This window comes from Paenibacillus sp. FSL H8-0283 (assembly GCF_045040675.1).
Classification (GTDB): domain Bacteria; phylum Bacillota; class Bacilli; order Paenibacillales; family Paenibacillaceae; genus Paenibacillus; species Paenibacillus amylolyticus.
In genome coordinates, this window is the sequence record NZ_CP150295.1 from 5,452,395 (window position 1) to 5,475,791 (window position 23,397).

The 23,397-nt window shown below is 46.7% G+C and carries 25 protein-coding genes; 4 read left to right on the top strand and 21 right to left on the bottom strand.

From position 1 onward, the window contains the following. Positions 1-26: 26 nt before the first annotated feature. The 12 genes from MHI52_RS24025 to MHI52_RS24080 all read right to left on the bottom strand — a co-directional run bounded on the left by MHI52_RS24025 (position 27) and on the right by MHI52_RS24080 (position 11,596). The gene (locus MHI52_RS24025; RefSeq protein ID WP_100529071.1) at positions 27-1,355 is read right to left on the bottom strand and encodes a U32 family peptidase; all 1,329 of its coding nucleotides are present in this window, start codon (positions 1,353-1,355) and stop codon (positions 27-29) included. A gap of 17 nt (positions 1,356-1,372) precedes the next feature. Continuing rightward, entirely contained in the window at positions 1,373-2,302 is a 930-nt protein-coding gene (locus tag MHI52_RS24030; RefSeq protein WP_036616959.1) for a peptidase U32 family protein, read from the bottom strand. A gap of 14 nt (positions 2,303-2,316) precedes the next feature. Next, positions 2,317-3,357, bottom strand: coding sequence for an endolytic transglycosylase MltG (gene mltG / locus MHI52_RS24035; RefSeq protein WP_235193974.1), 1,041 nt, complete (start codon positions 3,355-3,357; stop codon positions 2,317-2,319). Positions 3,358-3,433: 76 nt separating this feature from the next. Next, positions 3,434-3,748 (bottom strand): DUF1292 domain-containing protein, encoded by a 315-nt coding sequence (locus tag MHI52_RS24040; protein ID WP_047844066.1) that lies wholly within the window; start codon positions 3,746-3,748, stop codon positions 3,434-3,436. Continuing rightward, positions 3,749-4,048 (bottom strand): DUF1292 domain-containing protein, encoded by a 300-nt coding sequence (locus tag MHI52_RS24045; protein ID WP_017686820.1) that lies wholly within the window; start codon positions 4,046-4,048, stop codon positions 3,749-3,751. 12 nt (positions 4,049-4,060) lie between these two features. Continuing rightward, positions 4,061-4,477, bottom strand: a complete 417-nt coding sequence (ruvX, locus tag MHI52_RS24050) for a Holliday junction resolvase RuvX (protein WP_036616953.1) — start codon at positions 4,475-4,477, stop codon at positions 4,061-4,063. Between the two features lie 128 nt (positions 4,478-4,605). Further along, a complete protein-coding gene (locus tag MHI52_RS24055; protein WP_036616950.1) occupies positions 4,606-4,866 on the bottom strand; it encodes an IreB family regulatory phosphoprotein in 261 nt (86 codons plus the stop codon). 242 nt (positions 4,867-5,108) lie between these two features. Further along, the gene (gene alaS / locus MHI52_RS24060) at positions 5,109-7,739 is read right to left on the bottom strand and encodes an alanine--tRNA ligase (RefSeq protein ID WP_339284014.1); all 2,631 of its coding nucleotides are present in this window, start codon (positions 7,737-7,739) and stop codon (positions 5,109-5,111) included. Between the two features lie 435 nt (positions 7,740-8,174). Next, positions 8,175-9,242, bottom strand: a complete 1,068-nt coding sequence (locus MHI52_RS24065; protein WP_076212453.1) for an AI-2E family transporter — start codon at positions 9,240-9,242, stop codon at positions 8,175-8,177. Between the two features lie 296 nt (positions 9,243-9,538). After that, entirely contained in the window at positions 9,539-9,748 is a 210-nt protein-coding gene (locus MHI52_RS24070; RefSeq protein WP_017686815.1) for a hypothetical protein, read from the bottom strand. A gap of 10 nt (positions 9,749-9,758) precedes the next feature. Then, positions 9,759-10,280 carry a PRC-barrel domain-containing protein gene (locus MHI52_RS24075; protein WP_017686814.1) on the bottom strand — a complete coding sequence of 174 codons (522 nt, stop codon included), beginning with the start codon at positions 10,278-10,280 and terminating at the stop codon, positions 9,759-9,761. A gap of 164 nt (positions 10,281-10,444) precedes the next feature. After that, positions 10,445-11,596 (bottom strand): cysteine desulfurase family protein, encoded by a 1,152-nt coding sequence (locus MHI52_RS24080; protein WP_405157786.1) that lies wholly within the window; start codon positions 11,594-11,596, stop codon positions 10,445-10,447. Between the two features lie 132 nt (positions 11,597-11,728). Here MHI52_RS24080 and MHI52_RS24085 point away from each other — a divergent pair, with 132 nt between their 5' ends. Beyond that, entirely contained in the window at positions 11,729-12,124 is a 396-nt protein-coding gene (locus tag MHI52_RS24085) for a hypothetical protein (protein WP_127551074.1), read from the top strand. 182 nt (positions 12,125-12,306) lie between these two features. On the opposite strand, the gene cymR is transcribed toward MHI52_RS24085, so the two are convergent. Further along, on the bottom strand, positions 12,307-12,726 hold the full coding sequence (cymR, locus tag MHI52_RS24090) for a cysteine metabolism transcriptional regulator CymR (protein WP_017686811.1): 420 nt from the start codon (positions 12,724-12,726) through the stop codon (positions 12,307-12,309). Between the two features lie 321 nt (positions 12,727-13,047). Between cymR and mnmA the strand changes: the two genes are divergently transcribed. Continuing rightward, entirely contained in the window at positions 13,048-14,172 is a 1,125-nt protein-coding gene (gene mnmA, locus MHI52_RS24095; protein ID WP_036616942.1) for a tRNA 2-thiouridine(34) synthase MnmA, read from the top strand. Positions 14,173-14,303: 131 nt separating this feature from the next. Here the strand turns inward: mnmA and crcB (MHI52_RS24100) are convergent, their stop codons facing one another. Genes crcB (MHI52_RS24100) through MHI52_RS24115 form a run of 4 tightly spaced genes read right to left on the bottom strand, consistent with a single transcriptional unit; the run spans position 14,304 to position 17,335 of the window. After that, on the bottom strand, positions 14,304-14,663 hold the full coding sequence (gene crcB / locus MHI52_RS24100; RefSeq protein ID WP_405157787.1) for a fluoride efflux transporter CrcB: 360 nt from the start codon (positions 14,661-14,663) through the stop codon (positions 14,304-14,306). Beyond that, positions 14,660-15,061: a fluoride efflux transporter CrcB gene (crcB, locus tag MHI52_RS24105; RefSeq protein ID WP_405157788.1), complete on the bottom strand. Its 402-nt coding sequence runs from the start codon at positions 15,059-15,061 to the stop codon at positions 14,660-14,662. The genes crcB (MHI52_RS24100) and crcB (MHI52_RS24105) overlap by 4 nt, the downstream gene beginning before the upstream one ends. Before the next feature lie 33 nt (positions 15,062-15,094). Continuing rightward, positions 15,095-16,402, bottom strand: coding sequence for a replication-associated recombination protein A (locus MHI52_RS24110; RefSeq protein ID WP_405157789.1), 1,308 nt, complete (start codon positions 16,400-16,402; stop codon positions 15,095-15,097). A 42-nt stretch (positions 16,403-16,444) separates the two neighbouring features. Next, positions 16,445-17,335, bottom strand: a complete 891-nt coding sequence (locus tag MHI52_RS24115) for a LysR family transcriptional regulator (RefSeq protein WP_340018315.1) — start codon at positions 17,333-17,335, stop codon at positions 16,445-16,447. A 136-nt stretch (positions 17,336-17,471) separates the two neighbouring features. Between MHI52_RS24115 and MHI52_RS24120 the strand changes: the two genes are divergently transcribed. Both MHI52_RS24120 and MHI52_RS24125 read left to right on the top strand, forming a co-directional pair. Then, a complete protein-coding gene (locus MHI52_RS24120) occupies positions 17,472-18,215 on the top strand; it encodes an SDR family NAD(P)-dependent oxidoreductase (RefSeq protein WP_315370458.1) in 744 nt (247 codons plus the stop codon). After that, positions 18,212-19,114 carry a DMT family transporter gene (locus MHI52_RS24125; protein ID WP_405157790.1) on the top strand — a complete coding sequence of 301 codons (903 nt, stop codon included), beginning with the start codon at positions 18,212-18,214 and terminating at the stop codon, positions 19,112-19,114. Before MHI52_RS24120 ends, MHI52_RS24125 begins: the two co-directional genes overlap by 4 nt. A gap of 123 nt (positions 19,115-19,237) precedes the next feature. On the opposite strand, the gene MHI52_RS24130 is transcribed toward MHI52_RS24125, so the two are convergent. The 4 genes from MHI52_RS24130 to MHI52_RS24145 all read right to left on the bottom strand — a co-directional run bounded on the left by MHI52_RS24130 (position 19,238) and on the right by MHI52_RS24145 (position 23,264). Then, a complete protein-coding gene (locus MHI52_RS24130; RefSeq protein WP_405157791.1) occupies positions 19,238-21,418 on the bottom strand; it encodes a HelD family protein in 2,181 nt (726 codons plus the stop codon). Positions 21,419-21,555: 137 nt separating this feature from the next. After that, positions 21,556-21,726 (bottom strand): hypothetical protein, encoded by a 171-nt coding sequence (locus MHI52_RS24135; protein ID WP_282320415.1) that lies wholly within the window; start codon positions 21,724-21,726, stop codon positions 21,556-21,558. Between the two features lie 44 nt (positions 21,727-21,770). After that, entirely contained in the window at positions 21,771-22,562 is a 792-nt protein-coding gene (locus MHI52_RS24140) for a DUF4097 family beta strand repeat-containing protein (protein ID WP_405157792.1), read from the bottom strand. Between the two features lie 36 nt (positions 22,563-22,598). Continuing rightward, positions 22,599-23,264, bottom strand: coding sequence for a TetR/AcrR family transcriptional regulator (locus MHI52_RS24145; RefSeq protein WP_127551060.1), 666 nt, complete (start codon positions 23,262-23,264; stop codon positions 22,599-22,601). Positions 23,265-23,397 lie beyond the last annotated feature (133 nt).

The window sequence follows — 23,397 nt, forward strand, 5'->3', positions numbered from 1 at the left end:
TATTGACACATTGTAGGTATTTGAGCCTATTTCTTTTTTCTCATCATATCGAAGTACGAAACCGGTTGATCTACCTTCATTTTAATCAGTTGCAACGGGTGACGAGCAGCATCTAGAACATTGCCTTCTTCATCCTGTATTTCACCGACGACCTGTTTGAAAAAGTGACCTCCCGGGCCGAAAAATTCAATTTCCTGTCCTGGTTTGAAATGATTGCGCTGTTGAATGGTTGCCATTCCTGTTTCAGCATCATACCCCATGACCAATCCAGCGAAGTCAAAAGGTACAGCCTTTTCTTCCGGTTCATAGATATGATCTTCATGGTCTGGTGTATCATAGAAAAAGCCGGTATTCAGCGGGCGATTCGCCGCTTTGTTCATTTCTTCAACCCATTCAGGTTTCAGAACATAATTTTCCGGGTCTGCCATATAGGCATCAATAGCTTGACGGTATACGTTAACCACGGTTGCCACGTAGTGGATCGATTTCATACGTCCTTCGATCTTGAAACTGTCCACACCCACATCAATCAACTCGGGAATATGGCCAATCATGCACAGATCCTTAGATCCCATGGAGAATGAATTATCCTGTTCCTCGAACAGGGGAAGCTGGTTCTCACCCAGTTTGAATGGTGCAGGTGCCTTCATCTGCATGTCCTCTTCGCTGACCCACACCGTATCTTCTCTCGCATCCTCAAACAGATCATACTTCCAGCGACAAGATTGGCAACAGCCGCCCCGGTTGGAGTCCCGATCCGTAAAGTGATTGGAGAGAACACAACGTCCGGAATACGACGAACACATCGCCCCGTGAATAAAGGCTTCAATTTCGATATCCACATTGGCCTTGATCTCTTCAATCTCTTCAAAGCTAGTCTCACGTCCGAGAACAACACGTGGAAGTCCTTCATCTTTCCAGAACTTCACGGCTTGCCAGTTGAGTGTGGATTGTTGAGTACTTAGATGTACCTCAAGGCCTGGCACAGCACGAAGCGCTACTTCAATAATAGCCGGATCGGCTACGATGATCGCAGAGATTCCCGCATTATAGAGGTTTTGCAGGTACGTTTCGATACCCTCAACATCCTCATTATGTGCATAGATGTTTGTCGCTACGAACACCTTGGCTCCATACTTTTTGGCAAACTCCACACCTTCACGCATCTCTTCAAAGCTGAAGTTATCCGCGTTGGAACGCAGTCCATAGGCTTGTCCACCGATATATACGGCATCTGCACCGTAATGGATCGCAAATTTCAGTTTTTCCAGATTACCCGCCGGAGCTAGCAGCTCCGGTTTGTCCAGACGGTTACGTTTCCCCGAAAACTTCCGCTGTACCGCCACTGTTTCCATTCTGTTCACCTCGTCTATTAATACACTTGTTCTTTATAGAAAAATCCAAACGACAATTCACGTTCAGGGTCCTGTAACTTCCGCACCTCAGCGAGCCACTCTTCAGAGAACGCATATGCATCAGCATCGGCTACATAACTGTCAATCGCTGTCCGATATGCACGTACAACAGCTTCATTGTAGGTGAGTGATTTTAACATACCTTCAATTTTGAAACTGTGCACACCCGCCTCCATCAACAGATGAAGATCTTCGAGGATACATATATCCTCTGAGCTCATAATGTGTGTACCGTTAATATCCTCATAGATCGGGAATTTCTCATCCCGGCGTTCAGCCTCGATCAGGAACAATCCCCGTTCTTTGCCCAGATGTCCCTCAACCGGCCGTCCTTGATGAGCCATATAACTTTGCACCAGACTGCGTTTGGAATGATAAATATTCGTCATGCCATGCACCTGAACCTGAGCCTCGACCTTCAGAAAAGGAACCATTTCCGTCAACTCGTCCATATTCAACTCTCGGGCAAGTACAACGCGACTCGCTCCCTTGGTTCCCCAATAGTTGGCCGTCGCATAGTTCGTTGAAGTCATCTCCGCATTCCAGTGCAGCTTCACATGTGGAGCGTATTCCTTCATGGTGGCCAGCACGGATGGGTCATTAAACTCCACACCATCAATACCGATTCTGCCAAGTGCTTGAACATATTCAGGCAATTCTTTCAACAGTTCGTTGGACATCAGATTAGTCATGGATACATACACACGCGCCTGATGTTTGGCTGCAATGGCAACCACCTCTGCTGTCTCTTCCACGCTAAAGCTGCCTGGAAGACGCATGCCGAATCGATCATCTCCAATGACCAGAGCATCTGCTCCAGCCTGGAGAAGCACTTCTGCCTCTTTCACATTCGCTGCTGTAACGAGCAGTTCATGTTTCTTACTCATATAATCCCCTCCGCTTATTGCGCAGCCTTACTTTTGGCTATATTTTGCTGGTGTTCCTTATACGTTTTGGCAAATAGATGTCCAGACGAGCCATCCTTTTTTGTCACATAGAACAGATACTCCGAAGCTTCCGGATTTAGCGCTGCCTCAATGGACGGAAGACTTGGACTGGCAATTGGACCTGGTGGCAAGCCTTTGTTCAGATACGTATTATAGGGACTTTTCACCTTTAGATCCTTGAAAAACAATCGTTCCTTCGGTCTGTCGAGCAGATATTGCACGGTAGCATCAATCTCCAGCTTCATATCCTGATTGATCCGATTGTAGATTACACCTGCAACCAGAGCACGTTCCTCGTCCACTACAACTTCTTTCTCCACGAGTGACGCGATCGTCAGCAGTTCATGCAGGGAAAGGTTCTTTTCCTGGAGCTTGGCTTCCAAATCAGGAATGGAATTAATCTTGGTCTGGAATTCTTCCAGCATCCGTTGCATCACATCATGCGTGGAACTTCCCTTTTTCAGCTCATACGTCTCCGGGAATAGATACCCTTCCAATACGTAGCGAAGTTCTTCATCCACTGGAATATCTTTGATGATATCTACATCAAAGGCCGAAGGATCATTGGCCAGCTTGATGAATTCATCCCGATCTACTACATGCTCATAAGAAAGCTTACCCGCCATTTGCAGAACGTTATAACCCTCCGGAATCGTAAATTTCACCATTTCTTCCGGTACAACTTCGCCACTACTCAGCTTGCTAACAATCTCATCATATGTCACGCCAGGATTCATTGAATATGTACCCGCCATGAAATTAGAACCTAGTTTCTTCCACTTTAAATACCCTTTGAAGGTTAACCCACTTCGAATGAGGCCTTCTTCTTGAAGCTGATCCGCGATTTTCGAAGTTCCCGATCCGCTCTTAATCTCGAATACGACCGGTTCTGTAGAAGCTTCCACAGGACGCATCATACTCCATACGTAACCGCCTGCGCCTCCGGCAAGAACTACAATGATAAGCAGTATGACTACAATTGCTTTCCCTTTCAAAAAAGAAACAACTCCTTTACACAACCAAAAAGAGCGGACTTCTCCGCCCTCCCGGTTTCTTCAATTTGAAGCTGATTTAATCTTCGTCAATGGGGAGTGTACACTCATCATACAGTTCCGAGATGTTCTCCCACTCATCGTCATCGTCGATCGTAACTAACTCTGGCATGATCTGGTCTTCACTTCCAGGTGATACCCGCAGAAGTTCAACCTCGTCATAAGGTCGCAACGAACTGCGGAGCACCGCGTACTGTTGACCGTTCACTTCGAACTCAGCCAACAAGTCATACGGTTGTGATTTACCGTTCTCTTCTTCGAGCTCAACATGAGCACCGAATGCCAGACGCAGTGAATCTGTCCATTTCAGGTCTTTGCGGCTATATTCCGTCATTTAGTTCGCTTCCTCTTCATCTTCAGCAAGAAATGTATTAAACGTCTCCTCAACGATATCCCATTCGGCATCATCTTGGATGACGAAAAGTTTAATATCGTCGCCCTCTTCTTCATAACGGAATGCATATACATCCGTTTCGCCATCTTCAGGTTCAACCGGAGCAACCATCATGTACTTGGCCTCCGAACCATCTACTTCAAACTTCATAATGACTTCGAATTCCTCTTCATTACCCTCGTCATCCGCAATGTAAATAATTTCCGCTTCTTCTTCCATACCCAGTTGATCTTCAGCCATTGTTGATCCCCCTCACCTTCTACTATTGGCATCCAAATAATTTTGCAAAATCAAGCTTGCGGCCATTTTGTCCACAACCTGTTTGCGTTTTTTCCGACTGACATCCGCTTCAATCAGCGTACGTTCTGCTGCCATGGTTGTCAGCCGTTCATCCCAAAGGTGAACAGGTAAATTCAGTTCATCCCGCAGGCGATCGGCAAAAGCAATGCATATCTCACCGCGCGGTCCTACGGTGCCGTTCATGTTTTTGGGAAGTCCGACTACGATCTCACTAATCTCATGCTCACGCACAAGTTCGGCAATCCGAGCGAACTCGCCTTCATCACGGCGACGTTCTAGCACTTCCAATCCCTGGGCAGTCCAACCGAAGGCGTCACTCGCGGCAACTCCGATTCTTCGGTCCCCATAGTCCAAACCTAATATTTTCATCCATGCTCTCCCATCCTGGGGCCTGCTCAGGTCGATTACAAATAATCGCCTTCTCAAGCTTCAGGCTGTCTTCTGTCGGTTCATTTCCCGCTGCCTGCAAGGCTGCAACACAGCGGAAGCGGCGTACATTACCGGTGATTGGCCAGATAGGAACGTACAAGCTCTTCAATCAGCTCATCGCGCTCCTTTTTACGGACCAGACTACGTGCGTTGTTGTGACGAGGAATGTATGCCGGGTCTCCAGAAATCAGATACCCAACAATTTGGTTGATCGGATTATACTCCTTATCGACCAATGCATCATATACCGTGAGAAGAATCTCTTTGGATGATGCTTCCTGTTCGTCACCTTTCACATTAAATTTAACCGTCTTATCCATGGAGTCCATTGATGACACCTCGCTCCTGCATGAACATGGGGACCATGTCCTGCCGAATTGATTTCTGTTTATATAATAACATATTCTGACTGCCACAAGTAAACAAAGGATAAGGCAATTGTGTTTTTTGCTTGTCCTTTACTGGCTTCAGCATATTGCATCATTCGATTCCACACGCTCTCGGGTACAAAAAATAAACGAACAGAACCATTTCGATTTATTTTTTGACGATTGAAAGCCGCTCAATGGATTTATGCATTATGCCCGCTAACCAGCGAAACCGCCAGTTTCAGCGCTTCATCCAGCTTGGTCGCATCCTTACCTCCGGCTTGCGCCATATCTGGACGTCCACCGCCACCGCCGCCGCATACTGCTGCGACTTCTTTGACGATTTTGCCTGCGTGTAATCCTTGTTTTACTTGTTCAGCAGGTACTGCTACAACAAAATTCACTTTGCCGTCCGCTGGAGCACCCAATACGAGTACCGCGTTAGGCAATTTTACTTTCAACTCATCTGCCACTGTACGCAGCGCATCCATGTTCGGAGCATCTACGCGTGCTGCCAGCAATTGTGTATTTCCTGCTTGTACCACTTGATCGGTCAATTGACCCGCTTCCATAGCACTCAGCTTGCTTTGCAGGGATTCAGTCTCTCTGGCTGCTTCTTTCAGTTGTTGGTTCAGACCTTCAATCCGTTTAGGTACATCAGCCACATTTGCTTTGAGCAGTGCTGCTGATTGTTTAAGCAGTTCCAACTGGCTTTCCACATACAGATATGCGCCGCGGCCAGTTACAGCTTCGATCCGGCGTACGCCGGAGCCAATTCCACTCTCGCTCACCAGTTTGAAGATTCCAATCTCTGAAGTATTATTTACGTGACAGCCGCCACAAAGTTCCAAACTGTAGTCTCCTACTTGAACAACACGTACAATATCTCCATATTTTTCGCCAAACAGGGCCATTGCACCCATTTCTTTAGCTTCATCAATAGCTTTCAGCTCGATGTTCACGTTCAGACGATTCCAGATCTGTTCATTCACCTGACGTTCAATCTCTGTCAACTCTTCCGGCGTAATACTACCGAAGTGAGAGAAGTCAAACCGCAGACGTTGTGGCTCTACGAGCGATCCTGCCTGGTTTACATGTGTTCCGAGCACATCTTTGAGTGCCTTGTGCAGCAAGTGGGTAGCCGTATGGTTTTTGATAATGTCGCCACGTTTCGCTGAGTCTACTTCGGCATTAATCACATCGCCTACACGCAGTTCACCAGACTCCACATTCACCAGATGTACATGTTGTCCAAGTGGAGCTTTGAACAAACCTTGTACTTTCGCTGATACACCAGCACCTCGCAGCAAGCCCTGATCACTCACTTGACCGCCACTTTCCGCGTAGAACGGAGTCTTGTCCAGAACAACCTGACACATCTGTCCTTCGCCTACAGATTCAACAAGGGCATCACCGGCTACGATGGCTACCACTTTTGCTTCCGTCAACAGGTCAGTATAACCAACAAACTCGCTTTTAACCTCCAGATCAGCAAGTGGTCCGCCTTGAACTTTCATGCTCTCGTTCTCTTGACGCCCAGCACGTCCAAGCTCACGTTGTTTCTGCATGGAAGCATCAAATCCTTCTCGGTCCACAGTCAGACCATGCTCTGCTGCATAATCTTCTGTCAGGTCAAACGGGAAACCGTACGTATCATACAGCTTGAAAGCTTCAGGTCCGCTAATAACGGTGCGTCCTTCGGATTTGGCTGTGCCGCTGATATCAGCCAGAATAGCCAGACCATCTGTTAGTGTTTCGTGGAAACGCTCTTCCTCGGTTTTGATTACTTTGGCGATGAACTCCTGTTTGTCTACTACCTCAGGGTAGTACATGCCCATCACTTCACCAACGGTTGTTGTCAATTCATACAGGAATGGACGGTCAAGTCCAAGCACTTTTCCATAACGAACTGCACGGCGAAGCAAGCGACGGATGACATATCCACGTCCTTCATTACTTGGCAGAACGCCATCACCTACTGCAAAAGCAACCGTACGGATATGATCGGCAATGACTTTCAATGCAACATCAATCTCTACGCTGTCGTTATATTTCACACCCGCAAGAGCGGCTGTTCTTTGAATCATCGGTTGGAACAGGTCTGTGTCGAAGTTGGAATCCACATTTTGCAGAATGGAAGCAAAACGCTCCAAACCTGCACCTGTATCAATGTTTTTGTTAGGAAGCGGTGTGTAGCTGCCGTCCTTGTTATGGTTGAACTGGGAGAATACCAGATTCCATACTTCCAGGTAACGTTCGTTTTCCCCACCTGGATACATTTCAGGATCGCTCATGTCGTTTCCGTAAGCTTCGCCGCGGTCATAGAAGATCTCGGTACAAGGTCCACATGGGCCTTCGCCGATATCCCAGAAGTTTTCATCCAATTTAATGATACGCTCAGCAGGCAGTCCTACTTTTTCGTTCCACAGTTTGAAAGCTTCTTCATCTTCCGGATATACCGTTACGGAAAGACGTTCCGGATCGAATCCGATCCACTCTTTGCTGGTCAAGAATTCCCAAGCCCATGTTACGGTCTCTTCCTTGAAGTAATCTCCAATAGAGAAGTTGCCGAGCATTTCGAAGAACGTATGGTGACGACGTGTTTTACCAACATTCTCGATATCATTGGTACGGATACATTTTTGGGAGTTCGCAAGACGCGGGTTCTCCGGCTTCTCACGTCCGTCAAAATATGGTTTGAGCGGCGCCATACCTGCATTGATCCACAAAAGAGAAGGATCGTTGTGAGGCACGAGCGATGCGCTCGGCTCGATTTTGTGACCTTTACTTGCAAAAAACTCTATCCATTTGGACCGGATTTCACTGGCTTTCATACTGGATGCCCCCATTAAATTATAATAGTCCGTTGCGTATTCGCTCCGGTTGGTCAACATTGTTTTTGTAAAAATAAACACAAAAAACGCCCCTGAATAATCAGGGACGATGTTATCGCGGTACCACCCTGGTTATTGCTGTTTATCCCTTGCTGCCCGGACAAACAAACAATCTCCTCGTTCATGCGAAATAACGGTCGCTCCCGGCAGGGTTGTCCTGCACTCCGAAATTAGCTTTCCGCCGCTTCATCTTTCAAGACTCTTCCAGCCATCAGTTCAGGCTCACCCTGATCCGAAGAAGTCTATTCTCTGAGGAAAGGAACCCTCGGCGTACTTTATTTCATCATCGATTTCATGTTCTCAACATACACACTCATTATATCGATAGCACAAGCGGGTGTCAACGCGGCCTCGTTGATGTTTTACCCCTGATAATTAGTCGGTCCTTCGTTTGATGTAATAGGCGAAAAAGTGTTGCACAATCACCTTCAGCACGGCAAAAACGGGTACTGCCAGAATTAAACCTACAATGCCTGCCAATTCACCTCCGACGAGCAGTGCAAATATAATCGACAGAGGATGCAGATGCAACGTACGTCCCACCACCTGAGGAGAAATAACATTACTCTCCAACACTTGGCACAGTGTGTTCACAATGACAACAAGTAGTACCATTTTAAACGATACGGTTGATGCCATGACCACAGCAGGAGCAGCTCCAAGGAAAGGCCCCAAGTAGGGCACAATGTTAAACACAGCTACAATGCTTGCAAGTAGCAGGGCATACGGCATATCAATGACGATATAACCAATGTAGGCAAAGATACCAACAATGACACAGACAATAAACTGTCCCCGAATGTAGTTCCCCAGTGCAGTATCGATCTCTTTCATCACCGAGACAATCGCTTTCCGACGTGAACGCGGAAGATACGCCACAATGGTGCGCTCAAACACCTCAAAGTCTTTTAACATATAAAAGATCAGAAATGGCACGATAAACACATTGAATAACACATTAATGGTCGCCCCGATATTGTCCATAAGCACAGTAATTCCCTGAGTTAGTCGATCCTCCATCTGAAAAAACCAACTGTTCATGCCTGTTCGCACACTTGGCGGCATTAATTTGTGATCCATATTGTTCATCAGGCTCTGGGCACGCATGGACAGTTCCGGCATATGCTCGTTGAGTTCCCCTAGCTGTTCAATCAATACCGGAATGACATTCATCAGAATGACACCGAGGCAGGTCAGGAAAAAGGCATATATGAGTAGTACCGCAATCGTACGCGGCACCTTGCGCCCTCCCAGCATGCTGACAATCGGATTAAGTACATAGGATATGATAAGGGCTACGATAAAGGGTGCCAGCACTGTTTTCAGGAACGCATATATGTGAAGTAGTAAAGGCCGCAGCAGCCAGATAAAATATAAAATGATCAATCCGAGCAGCAGCCAGATCGCGTAACGGAACAGCTTGTTTTTGGTTAATTGCTCCACTTGCATCTCTCCTTTTGGACTGGCTCTGAGAGTCAGTATATGTAGGAAAGGTAATATTTATTAACACAGCGCAAAAGTGGAAAGGAGTAATCCGAACATTTTTTCTTAAACCCAAAAAAAACGCCTCCTTCATCAGAGAAGGAAGCGCATTTTGCAGTACGGGTTAGCATATAATCAACCATACACCAGCCGAACCACTATGTAACCGCATCTATATACATCTGCCAACAATTAGCGACAGCCTCCCATGACAGACATTGTCATGAAACCGCACATAGAGGAAGTTATTCTGCTTATTAAGAAGAAGCGTGAAGATGAGGGAAGTCTTGTGGCAACTCGTCCCCGAAAAACAGATCATCCAGGGAACTCAGCGTACCGTCTTCTTCCACCTGATATACAGACATTTTCTCACCGTTCACCGTTAATTCAATAAAGCATCCCCAGCAATAAAACTGGTGGGAACCAATTTTCCCGATATCTTTGGAACTACAGTTTGGACATTTCATATTCATTCACCTATCCATTAACAGAATGAATGGCATTTTCCAAGCGTTGTTCACTCAGAGACGGAACCATAATGGCACTTTCCCCGATGGACATATCGCTTGTACATGGCAGCCATTTGCGGCCCTCGATCAGATCGGACACAAAACCGTCCGTAATTTCAATCCCTATTATTGTATTTCCCAACTCTTGGTCAAAATAAACATCGGAGACACGCCCAAGCAGCAAACCTTCTTCGGTGAGCACGGACATCTCCTTCAATTTAGACCGACCGAGGAGGTACGTGTATTTTATGTCGTCGGCTCCCGTCTTGCGGACAGCCTGTTGATTACGGATCATGACGGCATCTTCGCCGTAGGCAACGATATCTTGCCACTGCACGATTTTGACATGATTGGTAAACAGACCTTTGTTCTCAAGCTCAATGCCTTCGATCTCCCAATCATCATTCACAATGAAATCCTGGATTTTACCGACCTGCTTCCCGTCCTCAACATCAAAAACGGCAAGTCCGATCATTTCCTGAAGCTTCATCGCTGGGTCCCCCTCATCTTCTTATCATTAAATAGGCGCGGCGCTATTGCTAGGTATGCCCAAAGTTGATGAGTGGCAATCAGACGCCGATCATCAAAACCGCTTCTATCCAACCGATGAAATGGAACTTCTTCCCTCCTTCTGTTCCATGTGTAAAGTTCCCCTTAGGGTCTATTACGCAGTCGTCCAAGAATGGTTCCAATTTTTTCGGCGGTTATCATGATTTCTTCCGTAGTATTACCCAATCCCCAGCTAAATCGAATCGCAGAGTGTAAAAATGTTTCAGGCAATTTCATCGCTTTGAGCACATGAGAGACTTCAAGTGAACCGGAAGTGCAGGCAGAACCGCTTGCAACAGCAATCCCTTCCATATCCAGATTCATTAACATCGTCTCTGTGGACACTTCCGGAAAGCTGATATTCAGGATGTTTGGCAGCGTATGCTCCAGGTGTCCATTCACGTGAAAGTGCTCCGTCCCCACATGAATTTCAAGCTGTTCTAACAAAAGTTTACGCAATTCCAAATCATGCTGACGATGCGCCTCCGTCTGTGCTGATGCAATCTTGAGAGCCTCTGCAAATCCGGTAATACCTGCGATATTTTCCGTACCAGCGCGACGCTGACGCTCTTGCAACCCACCGTGAGCTCTTGCTTCCAGCACAATTCCTCGCCGTACATAGAGTGCACCCACGCCCTGAGGTCCGTTGATTTTATGCGCAGAGAAGCTGATCAGATCCACAGGAAGTTCCTTACAGGAAATATTCTGGCTACCCAGAGCCTGAACTGCATCGGTATGGAATAGGATATTATGCTGACGGGCAAGCTCACCCACCTCACGGATCGGCTGAATCGTGCCTACTTCATTGTTGGCATACATCATGGTAATCAGCACCGTATCCGGCCGAATGGCCTCTTGCAACTCATCCAGATTTATTCGTCCATGACGATCCACAGATAGATAGGTTACTTCATAACCTTGCCGCTCCAATTCCTGACACGTATGCAAGACAGCATGGTGCTCAATTGCGCTCGTAATGACGTGTTTCCCCTTATCCTGCCTGGATGCCACTGCTCCAAAGATTGCCAGATTGTCGCTCTCCGTGCCACCTCCGGTGAATACCAATTCGTCCGGGAAACAGCCCAAAGACGCCGCAATGACATCCCTTGCTCCGCTGACAGTCCGTTTGGCCTCACGCCCAAAGGCATGGATACTTGATGCATTGCCAAATTGTCCTGTCATGACGTTCATCATCGCTTCTGCGACTTGTGGATGCATAGGTGTCGATGCGGCGTGATCCAAATAAATTCGTTTCATTTATCTTCACCCCGTTATATGTTAAATTTCTATCTCATGGCAAACTGTCAAAATTGGAAACTGAAACGGATGCTCTATTGTCACATCTTCGTGTATAATGTTATATATCCATTTCAAAAAGGAGAGAGAGACATGAGTGATCCCATTCTCGGGCAGATTCTGAATCAGCTTCAACAAATGGACAAACGATTCGACAGTATTGATGGACATCTTGGAAAAATAAACCACCGACTCGATGTTATGGAAGAGAGGCTCGGTGCCGTAGAGAACAGACTAGACACTGTCGATGACAGACTGAATACCATGGATGGCAGATTGGACACCATAGAGGAACAAACTAAAAACATTCCGCTTCTTCAACAAGCTGTTCTGGAAACACTAACCGTTACGAAACGTCTTGACGCTTCCCACTCCGCCTCTGAACGCAAAGTAACTACCGAATTGAATACCCATCAGCACAGCATTGATATTTTGAATCGCCGTCAGTTACGCATGGAAGCTGATATAGAAACCTTAAAAGGTCGCTGATTTACAAGTGATCCAGTTAAGTTCACACTAGACCATCTTGTAAATCCCACGGCTGAATACATAGCCCTACTCAATTAAAATAATCCGTAGAAATTGAAGAACAGAACAAAGTACCCATTGGCATGTCTAAAGCCCCCAAGTTGGGGGCTTTATTGTATCTTCTGTGATGCGAATTAATGATCTTAAATGTAAAACATGTAGCTGTCTTTTTTGTCCTGATCCTGGAAGGTAATCAGGTCTTTCAGTGTTGTGGAATCCAACACTTCCGCAATGCCATCACGAATACGCAACCACAGATCACGTTTCGCCGGATCATCTTCCTCTGTGAAATCTACTGGAGAGATTGGCCCTTCCAGTACACGGATTACATCGCCTGCAGTCACGGTTGCAGGATCACCCGCAAGGATATAACCGCCGTAAGCACCTCTAATGCTTTTCACCAGTCCTGCATTACGTAGTGGAGCGATCAGTTGCTCCAGGTAATGCTCCGAAAGCTGGTTGCGCTCAGCAATGCTTTTAAGTGATGTAGGGCCTTCGCCTATTCTGGCAGCAAGCTCCATCATGATTGTGAGGCCGTAACGGCCTTTTGTCGATATTTTCAAAGGAGTCACCTCTTTCAATTTTCAGAAACGATTGGAAACTTTATATTTAATCCTATGGTCCATGACCGTCTGTTTCACGATCTATCCACAGCGGAGATGCATTGAGATTAGCATAAACCTTCTAATCCTCCGTATTCCGATCATAACCCTCAGCTAATGTTAACATATCTGCATGCTTTATGGAAAAGAAAGATTGACGATATTCCAAAATGTGCGTCTGTGGTGGACACTATCCAAAATTGGCCGGGTGTATCGTATCTTGAGTCCGGTTATGCTAGAATAAGAAACGAAACACATTTATATATAGAAATGGTGATAACGATGTCCAAAACAATTGAAAATACACGGGTCGTCGTTGGCATGTCCGGAGGTGTCGATTCTTCCGTTACCGCACTGTTGCTGAAAGAGCAAGGGTACGATGTCATCGGCATTTTCATGAAAAACTGGGATGACACCGACGAGTTCGGCCACTGTACCGCTGAAGAAGATTCAGAGGATGTACGCCGCGTATGTGAACAGATCGGCATTCCTTACTACACTGTCAACTTCGAGAAAGAATATTTTGATAAAGTATTTACCTATTTCCTTGATGAATATAAGTCGGGCCGCACGCCAAATCCGGATGTCATGTGTAATCGTGAGATCAAATTTGGTGAATTCCTGAACAAAGCTCTGGATCTCGGCGCAGATTATGTAGCTACAGGACACTATGCTCGTCTGATTGAAGAAGATGGCACACTCAAGTTGCTTCGTGGTGTGGACAACAATAAGGATCAAACGTATTTCCTTAACGCACTCAATCAGAACCAGCTGTCCAAAGCCATGTTCCCGATTGGTCATCTGCCCAAACCGGAAGTACGCAAAATCGCAGAAGCGGCTGGTTTGTATACTGCCAAGAAAAAAGACAGCACAGGTGTCTGCTTCATCGGTGAGCGTAATTTCAAAGAGTTCCTGAGTAACTATCTGCCTGCCAAAGGTGGAGACATGGTTGATATCGCAACCGGTGAAGTCAAAGGTCGTCATGACGGTCTGATGTACTACACACTTGGACAGCGCCAAGGTCTTGGCATTGGTGGTTCCGGCAATGGTGAACCCTGGTTCGTTGCAGACAAGAACCTGGAGAAGAATCAACTGCTTGTTGTTCAGGGCGATGCCCATGCAAGCCTGTACTCCACTGGTCTTACCGCAACGGGTGTGAACTGGATTGCTGGTGCAGAGCACATGCCTAATGTGCCATACCGTTGTACTGCCAAATTCCGCTATCGTCAGCCGGATCAAGGTGTAACATTGACCTGGCAGGAAGATGGAAGTGTGGATGTACAATTTGACCAGCAGCAAAAAGCCATCACGCCAGGACAAGCCGTTGTTTTCTACGACGGAGAGGTCTGCCTGGGTGGGGGTACGATCGATCAGGTGCAAAAAGTACCTGTACCCGCAATGCAATAATAGAGCTTGTCCATTAAAATGCGGATTATACACAATACCGTGTATCCCTATTAAAAAAGCCGTCTTTCATGTATACCATGAAGGATGGCTTTTTTCCTGCTTATTTTTGCAAAAAAATTAAAAATAGTTCGTTATGCAGTCAACCAGACCCCTGCCCAGGCGGCCAACACCCCAACTAGAACCGAACTGACAACGTAGAGCGCCGCGCTTGCGTATCGTTGTCGACCCATAAGCCCTAACGTCTCATAACCAAAGGTAGAGAACGTCGTGTACGCACCGCAAAATCCGGTTCCCCACATCAACCAGATTCCATCTGAGATCATTGCAGATACATGCCACCCATATAACAACCCAAGCAACAGTGAACCACTGATGTTGATGATCCATGTTCCCCATGGAAAGGCCATTCCCAGCAAGCCAGAGACCCATTTTCCCAGACTGTAACGCAGTACCGCACCCAGCACACCTGCAAAACCAATCCACAGGATCATGAGGCATCACCCTCTTGTCTTTGTGCTCCCAACATACGATGTCCAAGGCTCATTCCCAGCGCACAGAGCAACAATCCTGCCAACAGACTCACGATCATATAAATAGCGGCACTGATCCATTCGCCCCCTTCGGATAAACGAACAATATCAAGCGTAAACGTGGAGAATGTCGTAAATGCGCCAGTAAAACCTGTACCAATCGCCAGTCGAAGTTGTGGTGTTATTTTGCCTGGAACAGCTATGGTAAAGAACCAACCCAAAAAAAGGCTGCCAATCGCATTGATTAACAGCACTGCCCATGGGAATCCCCCATGGACAGTTGGTATCGCTAACTGTATGGCATATCGGGTCAATGTACCGAGAAATCCACCCGCCCCTATATACAAAAGCTCTTTCATGTTTTGTGCATCTCCCGGATGATCTGTCTGTCCTTAAAATTCCCTGCGCCGCTGTTGGTTCAGCCTGATCTTCGATTCGTTACCCTGCTCCGTTGCCTCATAGAATACTCTCCGTGAGAGCTGCTTTGGCAAATATTCTTGTTTCACGTAATGCCCCGGATAGTTGTGTGGATATTGATAACCCTCATGTCCAAGCTTCACGGCACCCGAGTAATGCGTATCTCTCAAGTGAAGCGGAACTTCTGCCGATTTCACCTCATCAATCGCGTTCATGGCTTTGGAAATGGCGGTGTACACCGCATTTGATTTTGGGCTTTCGACCGCGAACAGAATCGCTTGTGCAATGTTCAGCTTGGCTTCGGGCCAGCCGTTATTTCGGTACGCATCAAGTGCTCCAATCGCCTGAGTCATGGCTTGCGGGTTCGCAAGTCCAATATCTTCACTGCTCGCTGCAATCAGACGCCGAATGAAGGTCATCGGGTCCATGCCGAGCTTCTCCACCGCGTATAGAAACCAAAACAACGCCGCATCACTGGAACCCCGAATACTCTTGTGAAATGCAGACAGCACATCATACTGTGTGGATTCATCTGCCTTCACAATGGGGCGCCGAATAGACTCTTCAGCTACACCAAGCGTGATATGAATGGCCCCATCCTTCTCCGGTGGCGTGGTCAACGCAGCCAGTTCAAGCGCATTAAGCGCACGCCGAATATCTCCGTTGGCCATCGTGGCAATATGCTCTAGCGCCTCATCGTCCGCCTGTAGTTCCATGAACCCCAGACCTTTGTCCACATCACTCAATGCTCTGCGCATTGCAATTAGGGAATGATCCTTGTTCAGCGATTCCAGCTGGAACAGGGTGGAGCGACTCATCAAGGCTCCATTGACATAATGAAAGGGATTCTCTGTTGTCGCGCCGATAAAAATAATCGTGCCCTTCTCTACCGCTGGCAATAGCGCATCCTGACGTGAACTGTTAAATCGATGTACCTCGTCGAGGAACAGAATGGTTTTGGTTCCATACAGCTGTTTGTTCGTTTGCGCCTGTTCGATGACTTCACGCACATCCTTAACGGAAGCTTCCACTGCATTCAGACGTACGAACTGTCCTTGCGTTTGCTGAGAAATAATATGTGCCAAGGTAGTCTTGCCACATCCCGGCGGGCCGTATAACAAGATTGACGAAATCTGATCAGCCTCGATGGCGCGCCGGAGTAATTTCCCCGGTCCAATAATATGTTCCTGTCCAATATATTCATCCAGATGCTCTGGCCGCAAGCGGTCCGCGAGCAATCTAGCTTGTGGTTTTGAGTCCTGTTGAAACGAAAATAAATCCATTGCTCATCACTTCCTTAACGGATTGCCTTGCCTTGAATACTATTACACTTCAGATGGTTCTCCACTCTCTATCATATCATACTCTCGCGGTAACATAGCCATAAATGCATGAAGTGCACTGCTGACAAAGGCATCCTTGCGAGTAATAAAATGAGTCATCATGCGATTCATACCTACGGGGAGTGTATGCGTGCGCAATAATCCATTTTTGATCTGATGCCTAATCACAATCTCTGGTAATAAGGAAATTCCCATACCGGACGTAACTCCACTAATAATCGCTTCAAGGGTTCCGAATTCCATAATTACTGGGCGGGTAACACCACCCACCTCTAACCATTCCTCCAAAACCTGACGATAGGAACACCCCATGCTGTAGACAAGAATGGGTTTACTCTTAAGATCTTCATCCGTAGGACCCATACCAGAACAGACAACAAATAGTTCCTCATCAAATACGGGAATAGAAACGATATCAGGATGATCACAGGGACAGCCTATAAACGCTCCCTCCAATTCATACCCAATAACCTGATCCATAAGCATCTGCGAATTGCCAGTAACCAGTGACAAGGAGACATCTGGATACTGTTTATAATATCTGACGAAAAGTTCAGGTAGTCGCACGGCCGCTGCAGTTTGTGTAGACCCTATTCGCATTGGACCCGATGGTGTGCTCGTCGCCCGAAGTGCCTTGGAAGCATCATTCAGCAAACCAATAATTTTATCTGCGTAGGTCAGCAACATTTCTCCGGCTGGAGATAACGTCATACCTCGGTTATGACGAATGAACAACGTTGTACCTACTTCTGCTTCCAGATGCCGGATTCGTGCCGTTACGTTGGATTGAACATACCCCAGTTTAGAAGCAGCTTTGGTCAGATTCCCTTCCTGTGCAACACACTGAAATATTCTAAGATCCCCGCTCTCCATGGTCCCCCCACTCTGACATCATTCAAAATGATATCCGCTTCATTACCAATCATTATACTTCATGTGTAAACCGGACTACAATTCATGTAGATCCCAAACCAGTCATCTGACTGGATGATGATAAGGAGTGTTCAGCATGACATACTGGAAAAATAGAGTTGCTCTGATCACAGGTGGTGGAACAGGTATAGGACGTGCTGTAAGTGAGTTGCTCGCTGAACGCGGAGCCTTGGTCGCTGTCAACTATTCCCGCTCACAAGATGCAGCAAACGAGACTGTTCAACACATTTTGGATACGGGAGGCCATGCATTCGCCGTTCAAGCTAATGTTGCCAATGATCTTGATGTCCGGCGAATGGTCACTACAATAACTGAAACCTATGGCCCGATCACTTCACTTGTAAATAACGCTGGAATCACGCACCATATCCCCATGCACGATCTGGAGTCTGTTACAGATGACATCTGGAATGAGCTGCTTGATGTGAATGTGAAAGGCATGTTTCATTGCGCTCGTGCAGTGACGGAAGGCATGAGACAGGCTGGCGGTGGTTCTATCGTAAATCTGGGCAGCATCGCAGGCAGTACGGGCTCGGGCTCCTGCCTCCCTTACGCCGTCTCCAAAGCGGCAGTTCATGGGCTGACCTTATCACTTGCGCACGCACTCTCACCACACATTCGGGTGAATGCTATCGTCCCTGGCGCAGTTGCTACAAGGTGGTGGGCTGGAAACGAGGAGCGAATGTATCGTCTCGGTGGAGAAGTGTTATTACAGCATATTGCCTCACCTGAAGATATCGCACACATGATCTGTGCTGCCCTGGAACAGCAATCCATGACCGGGCAACTAATTACTGTAGATAGCGGACAGACGTTATGAGCTCCAGTCATGATAAAGATACCCGGATCATCAAACCATTGAAATATACATTATTGATCATTTTGACAACGTTAATCATGGGCACTTCTTTTCCAGTTGGCAAGATCGGCATGTTATATGCCCCACCTTTCCTGCTCATGGGCATACGTTATATACTGGCAGGTGGCTTGATGGCCTTGTTCCTTCGTAAACGTCCTTTGCCTACTGGATGGCAGTCTTGGTTGAAAATAATCCTTATTGGCCTGTTCCAATCCGCAGGAGTGATGGGCTGCGCCTACTACAGCATGAACTGGATTACATCCGGTGAATCCGCCATTATTACGTTTACCAATCCGCTACTGGTCATTATCCTCAGTGCTCTCTTATATAGAGTGACCTACCGTTTCAGTCAGTGGATCGGTGTTATACTCGGTTTCATCGGGATTATGTTAACCTTTGGAATGCAAATGAGCTTTAGCCCCGGAACCTGGATTGGATTTGGTGGAGCGATCTCCTTTGCCGTGTCCACATTGCTCATCAAACGCTGGGGCAATGGCTACGATACTTTTGTCTTAACAGCCTATCAGATGCTTGCTGGAGGTGCTGCGTTGCTTCTGCTGAGCGTATGGACTGAACAGCCTCACTTTACGATCAATACCACCTCGGTTATGGCGCTGCTCTGGTTAACGCTTATTTGCTCCATCATTCAGTTCTCACTCTGGTTTTATCTGCTTCAGAATAGTGACCCAGCCCAAACCAGTTCGTATCTGTTTCTGGCTCCGTTCTTTGGTGTACTATCGAGTTGGATTTTACTAGGAGAGCACGTTCAGTGGTTTGCATTAGCAGGCGGTTTATTTATTGGTGTTGGCATATTCCTGGTGAACCGTCGCTCATCCAGAATGAGAAATAGCGTAACATAAACTTGAACTCCCCCATCGTTCTTCCTTGGAAGATTAATCATTTCTCGCACAAAAGCAAAAAAGGCATGCGCTTATGGGACTCTCCATAAACGTCATGCCTTTTTCTGTATAAATAAACTTTATCTAGCCAAGCTCTGGCCAACCCTGAATGGTTACGGACTCGCCATCGGGATTATGTGTTGCAGCCGCATAGATCGGCAGTTCACCGTCATGGAACAACCACAATTCGTGCAAGGCCCGTGTACAACCAACGTACAACAGCTTTGCATCACCTGCATTTGGCAAATAATGCTTCTGATCTACGTCTGCCACAATAACGGCATCAAACTCCAACCCTTTAGACAGATAGACCGGTAAAACGGAGTGCCCACCTGTGTACTGCTTTTTGCCACCATCGATCAAGTTTAGATCCCAGCCTGCGGCCTGTAGGTCACGGTGAAGTTCCTCTGCTTCATGCAGTGTACGAGTCAGGATGGAGACCGTTCGGTAGTCTTTGACCGTTAACAGCTTCAAAGCCTGCTCCAGACTCGCCGTCCGCCCGTCGCCTCCATAAGCCAACGTCCGAACCGGATCACCACTACGGAAAACAGGAATCGCCGTAATCCCGCTCTTGACACCACGTTCCAGAATCGTGTTGGCATAATCGATAATTTCCATCGTTGAACGATAACTTCGGGTCAATGCAAAGTATGCATTCTGTTCCTCAGGAAATAAAGAACTCATCTCTTCCCACGCATGAACACCACGGTACTCATGAATGCCTTGAGACAAGTCACCCAGTATGGTGAAGGAATGCCCTTTGACGAACTGATCCAATAACGCCACATGAAAAGGGGAAAAGTCCTGCGCTTCATCGATCACAATATGATCAAACCGCTCCGAGCCCTCGATATCATGGACCAATGTATGAATGTATACCAATGCAGGCAGATCCTCTTCACGGACGATATCCTGTTTCAGATCTGTTGCCGTTTGTTTCATGACTAGTTTTGGAATCAGCCCGCTGAGCGAGGCTGGCACAGAGCCGCCCTTTCCAGCTTTGAACAGCTGTTTGTATAACGTAAGCGGCTCGTATTGAGGCCATTTTTTGGCATAAGCTTTCTCACGAGTAGACGCTTTTTTCTTGCGTTCTTTGCGCACAGCTTCTGGCATCGGTTTCTTAAGTTCCATCTCAATCCAGCGGTGAACCCGCGCCATGACCCGTTCTTTGCGTTTGGCCAGTGGATAATGTTTGTATTCCTCACCGAACCAGTTCTCGATCTCCGTCTTGCTGAGCACCTTACCATCCCATGGACTGAAGTCCATATCCGGTACGGAATCCGCTTCCATCCCCGACAACCATTCTCGAATAAGCTCCATGAAACGGATGGATCCTTTGTAACGCCCAGGTACATCATCATTCAATTCAGGTCGTGCATCAGGTTTTTCGAACCAGGTGTTCAATGTATCCGACGTATTCGCCAAAGGCATATCCAGCCCCAGCAGGTTCATCGCCCAATCCGGGAATGTCCGCTGTTGAATGTCCCCTACTCCAAGTTCCGGAAGCACATCCGAGATGTAATCCAGAAACATGTGGTTGGGCGCAAAAATAACCATTTTCTCTGCAGATACCTGCTCCTTGTACTGATATAGCAAAAAGGCAAGCCGATGCAGGGCAACCGTCGTTTTCCCGGATCCAGCTACACCCTGAATGATCAATGCAGTGTTTCTCGCCGCACGAATAATCAGATCCTGCTCCGCTTGAATCGTAGATACGATATCACGCAGTTTGTTATCCTTGTTCTCTCCCAAACGATAAACGAGGAATTCATCAGATACCGCTGGCTGGTCGCTGTCACGGTTATATGTATCCGCCACACGTTCCAATATCCGCTGCCGAATGACAACGTTTCGTTTCAGATATACGAGACCTTCAATAAGCCCTTCCGGGGCTTCATACGTAGCGGAGGCTTCCCCTCCCGTAAATGAGTAAAACAGGCTTGCGACAGGAGCACGCCAGTCGATGACGAGCGGATGCTCTCCCACCTCTTCGCGGTCTACGCCAATTTTGCCAATATACAGCGGTTTCCGTGCACCACTGCCCTGTTCTTCGAAATCCAAGCGTCCGAAATAGGGTTGCTGCGCGCTCTTGGACAAGGCGGTGCGGCGCTCTTCGCGTCCAGCTTCCAGCACTTGTTCTGTGAAGTCGTGGCCGGTGTATACCGGAATGTTCTGCAGTCGTTCCAGCTGACTATCCACTTCCTCCATCGTTCGCTCTAACCTGTACTCTTCTTCTTGATAGGCACTTTGAAAGCTGTCTGACATGTTTCAGTTACCTCCTAAGAATATGTTTTGCTCTGCATCGCCTAGATCTGGCAATACAAAAGGATACTTACTATATCACATAGGGCAATTGAAAGCCACATCCGTTTTTGTAGGCTTACTTTTGTAATATATGAGGCTCATCTGAATTGATAATTAATGATGGCACTGACAAGCGCACAACAACCAAACAGAATAAACCACCAGGCCCACTTGTTTCTGGCCTGCCTGCTCCTGCTGTTTAATGCGCCGTAAATCCCGATTAGCAGTACGATGGTGGAGAAACTAATCCCTACAATCCAACCAGCCATTATACCTACCGCCCCCTTTGTTTTCAGTACACACGAACAGTCTCTCATTTCCTGGATTTTAGATGAAAAGCTCCTCCTCGAATATCCACTTGGAATTCACTTTTTCCACTTTTGTGTATTAGACAGTTGCTGTCTCCATGAAGGGGAGTCAAATCAAATTCGCTTTTTAACGCTCCTGATCTTCTTTTAAGTAAAATTCGGAAACCTTCGTTATCTGGAATGGAAACCACTACTTTTGATCCTGTGGATACGGAATGCAAGCTCTCCGGCATCTTGAGACAATCCATATTCAATCCTCTGCCTGTAGTTGTATACTGCAAGTGACGGAATTCCCCTGATATGTCGATCTTGGCTGAACTGGATTGAAGATTGAATTTATCTGCACTAAGGTGCTGTCCTTTCACTATCGATGCCAATGCGCACAGTTCAAGCTCATCCATCCTCCCTGATAGGTCTACACTACCTGAGGTGATCTTACATTGACAGCGAGTGGCCAGAAGCCGATTCAACCGGAGTTGTCCTCCTGTGGAGTTTAGTAAAATACGATCAAAAACCCGATCAGGAAGCTGAATCTCCAATGCTGTTCTAGCAATATTTATTCCAACGAGGCCTCTCCTTTTTCTCCCGTCCACAATGCTTAAGGTATCCCCTCGTATGTTAACTTGCATCAGCCTTCGCTTGGAAAAGCACACATCCGCATATTGCATAACGTGAATCAGTTCATCCACACTCGGAAGAACTCTGATATCTCCTGACAACCAATTTAACTGTATATCATGAATGGGTTGATCAATGTCTATGCTCTTGCATATGGCAAGCTCACTACTTTTCAACATCTTTTCCCTCTCCATTTCAAACAATCAGGTATATGTTTATTCCGCCTCCGCATAGCCTCCTGTGCTGGCATGGCGATTCGTAATTCGCTGAATGAGCTGTTCGCTAACGATATCTGCTCCCAAGAGCTTCATCATGTGTTGCAAAAACTTAAGCCTTTCCAATGTCTGCTCCTGATCTCTGCCAAAAAGAAGAGGGTTAATCCAGATATTAACGAGCAACATGAAGATTTCAGCACACTCCAGCGGATATTCGACTGAAATGGACCCATCTTCCTTGCCTTGTTCCATAATATTGGAAATAATTCGTGCATCCTTCAGAACACCTTTTCTGATCCCTCCAAGAACAAACTGCGGATTCTTGATCTGAGTGCTTAGAACCTGATCAATTGAGTTGGACTGGATTCCAGGATCAACGATAATATTTTCCAAAATACTGATGAGCTTCTGCCTGGCATTCGGAGCATGCGTGTTCTGGATGAGTTCCATAAACATGTCTTCTGCCCGCCCAAGCTCCTTCTCCATCACAGCACTAAGGATATCCTCCTTGGATTTGAAATGATGATATATTGCACCTTTGGACATACCTAATTCATCTATAATGTCTTGAATACTGGTTTTTTCATATCCCTTTTCGGTAAACATTTGAGTTGAGACAGTCAGAATCAGGTCCAGTGTCTGCTCAGGATATTTATTTCTGGCCATAAGTTCCTCCTTATACATACCAACGGTCGGTATCTATAATATAGAGTATGTTGGTCTTATTGTAAATATGAGGAATTTAAAGGATGAGCAAAAAGGATCTCCGTTGAAATACCTCATGGGTATTACGGAGACC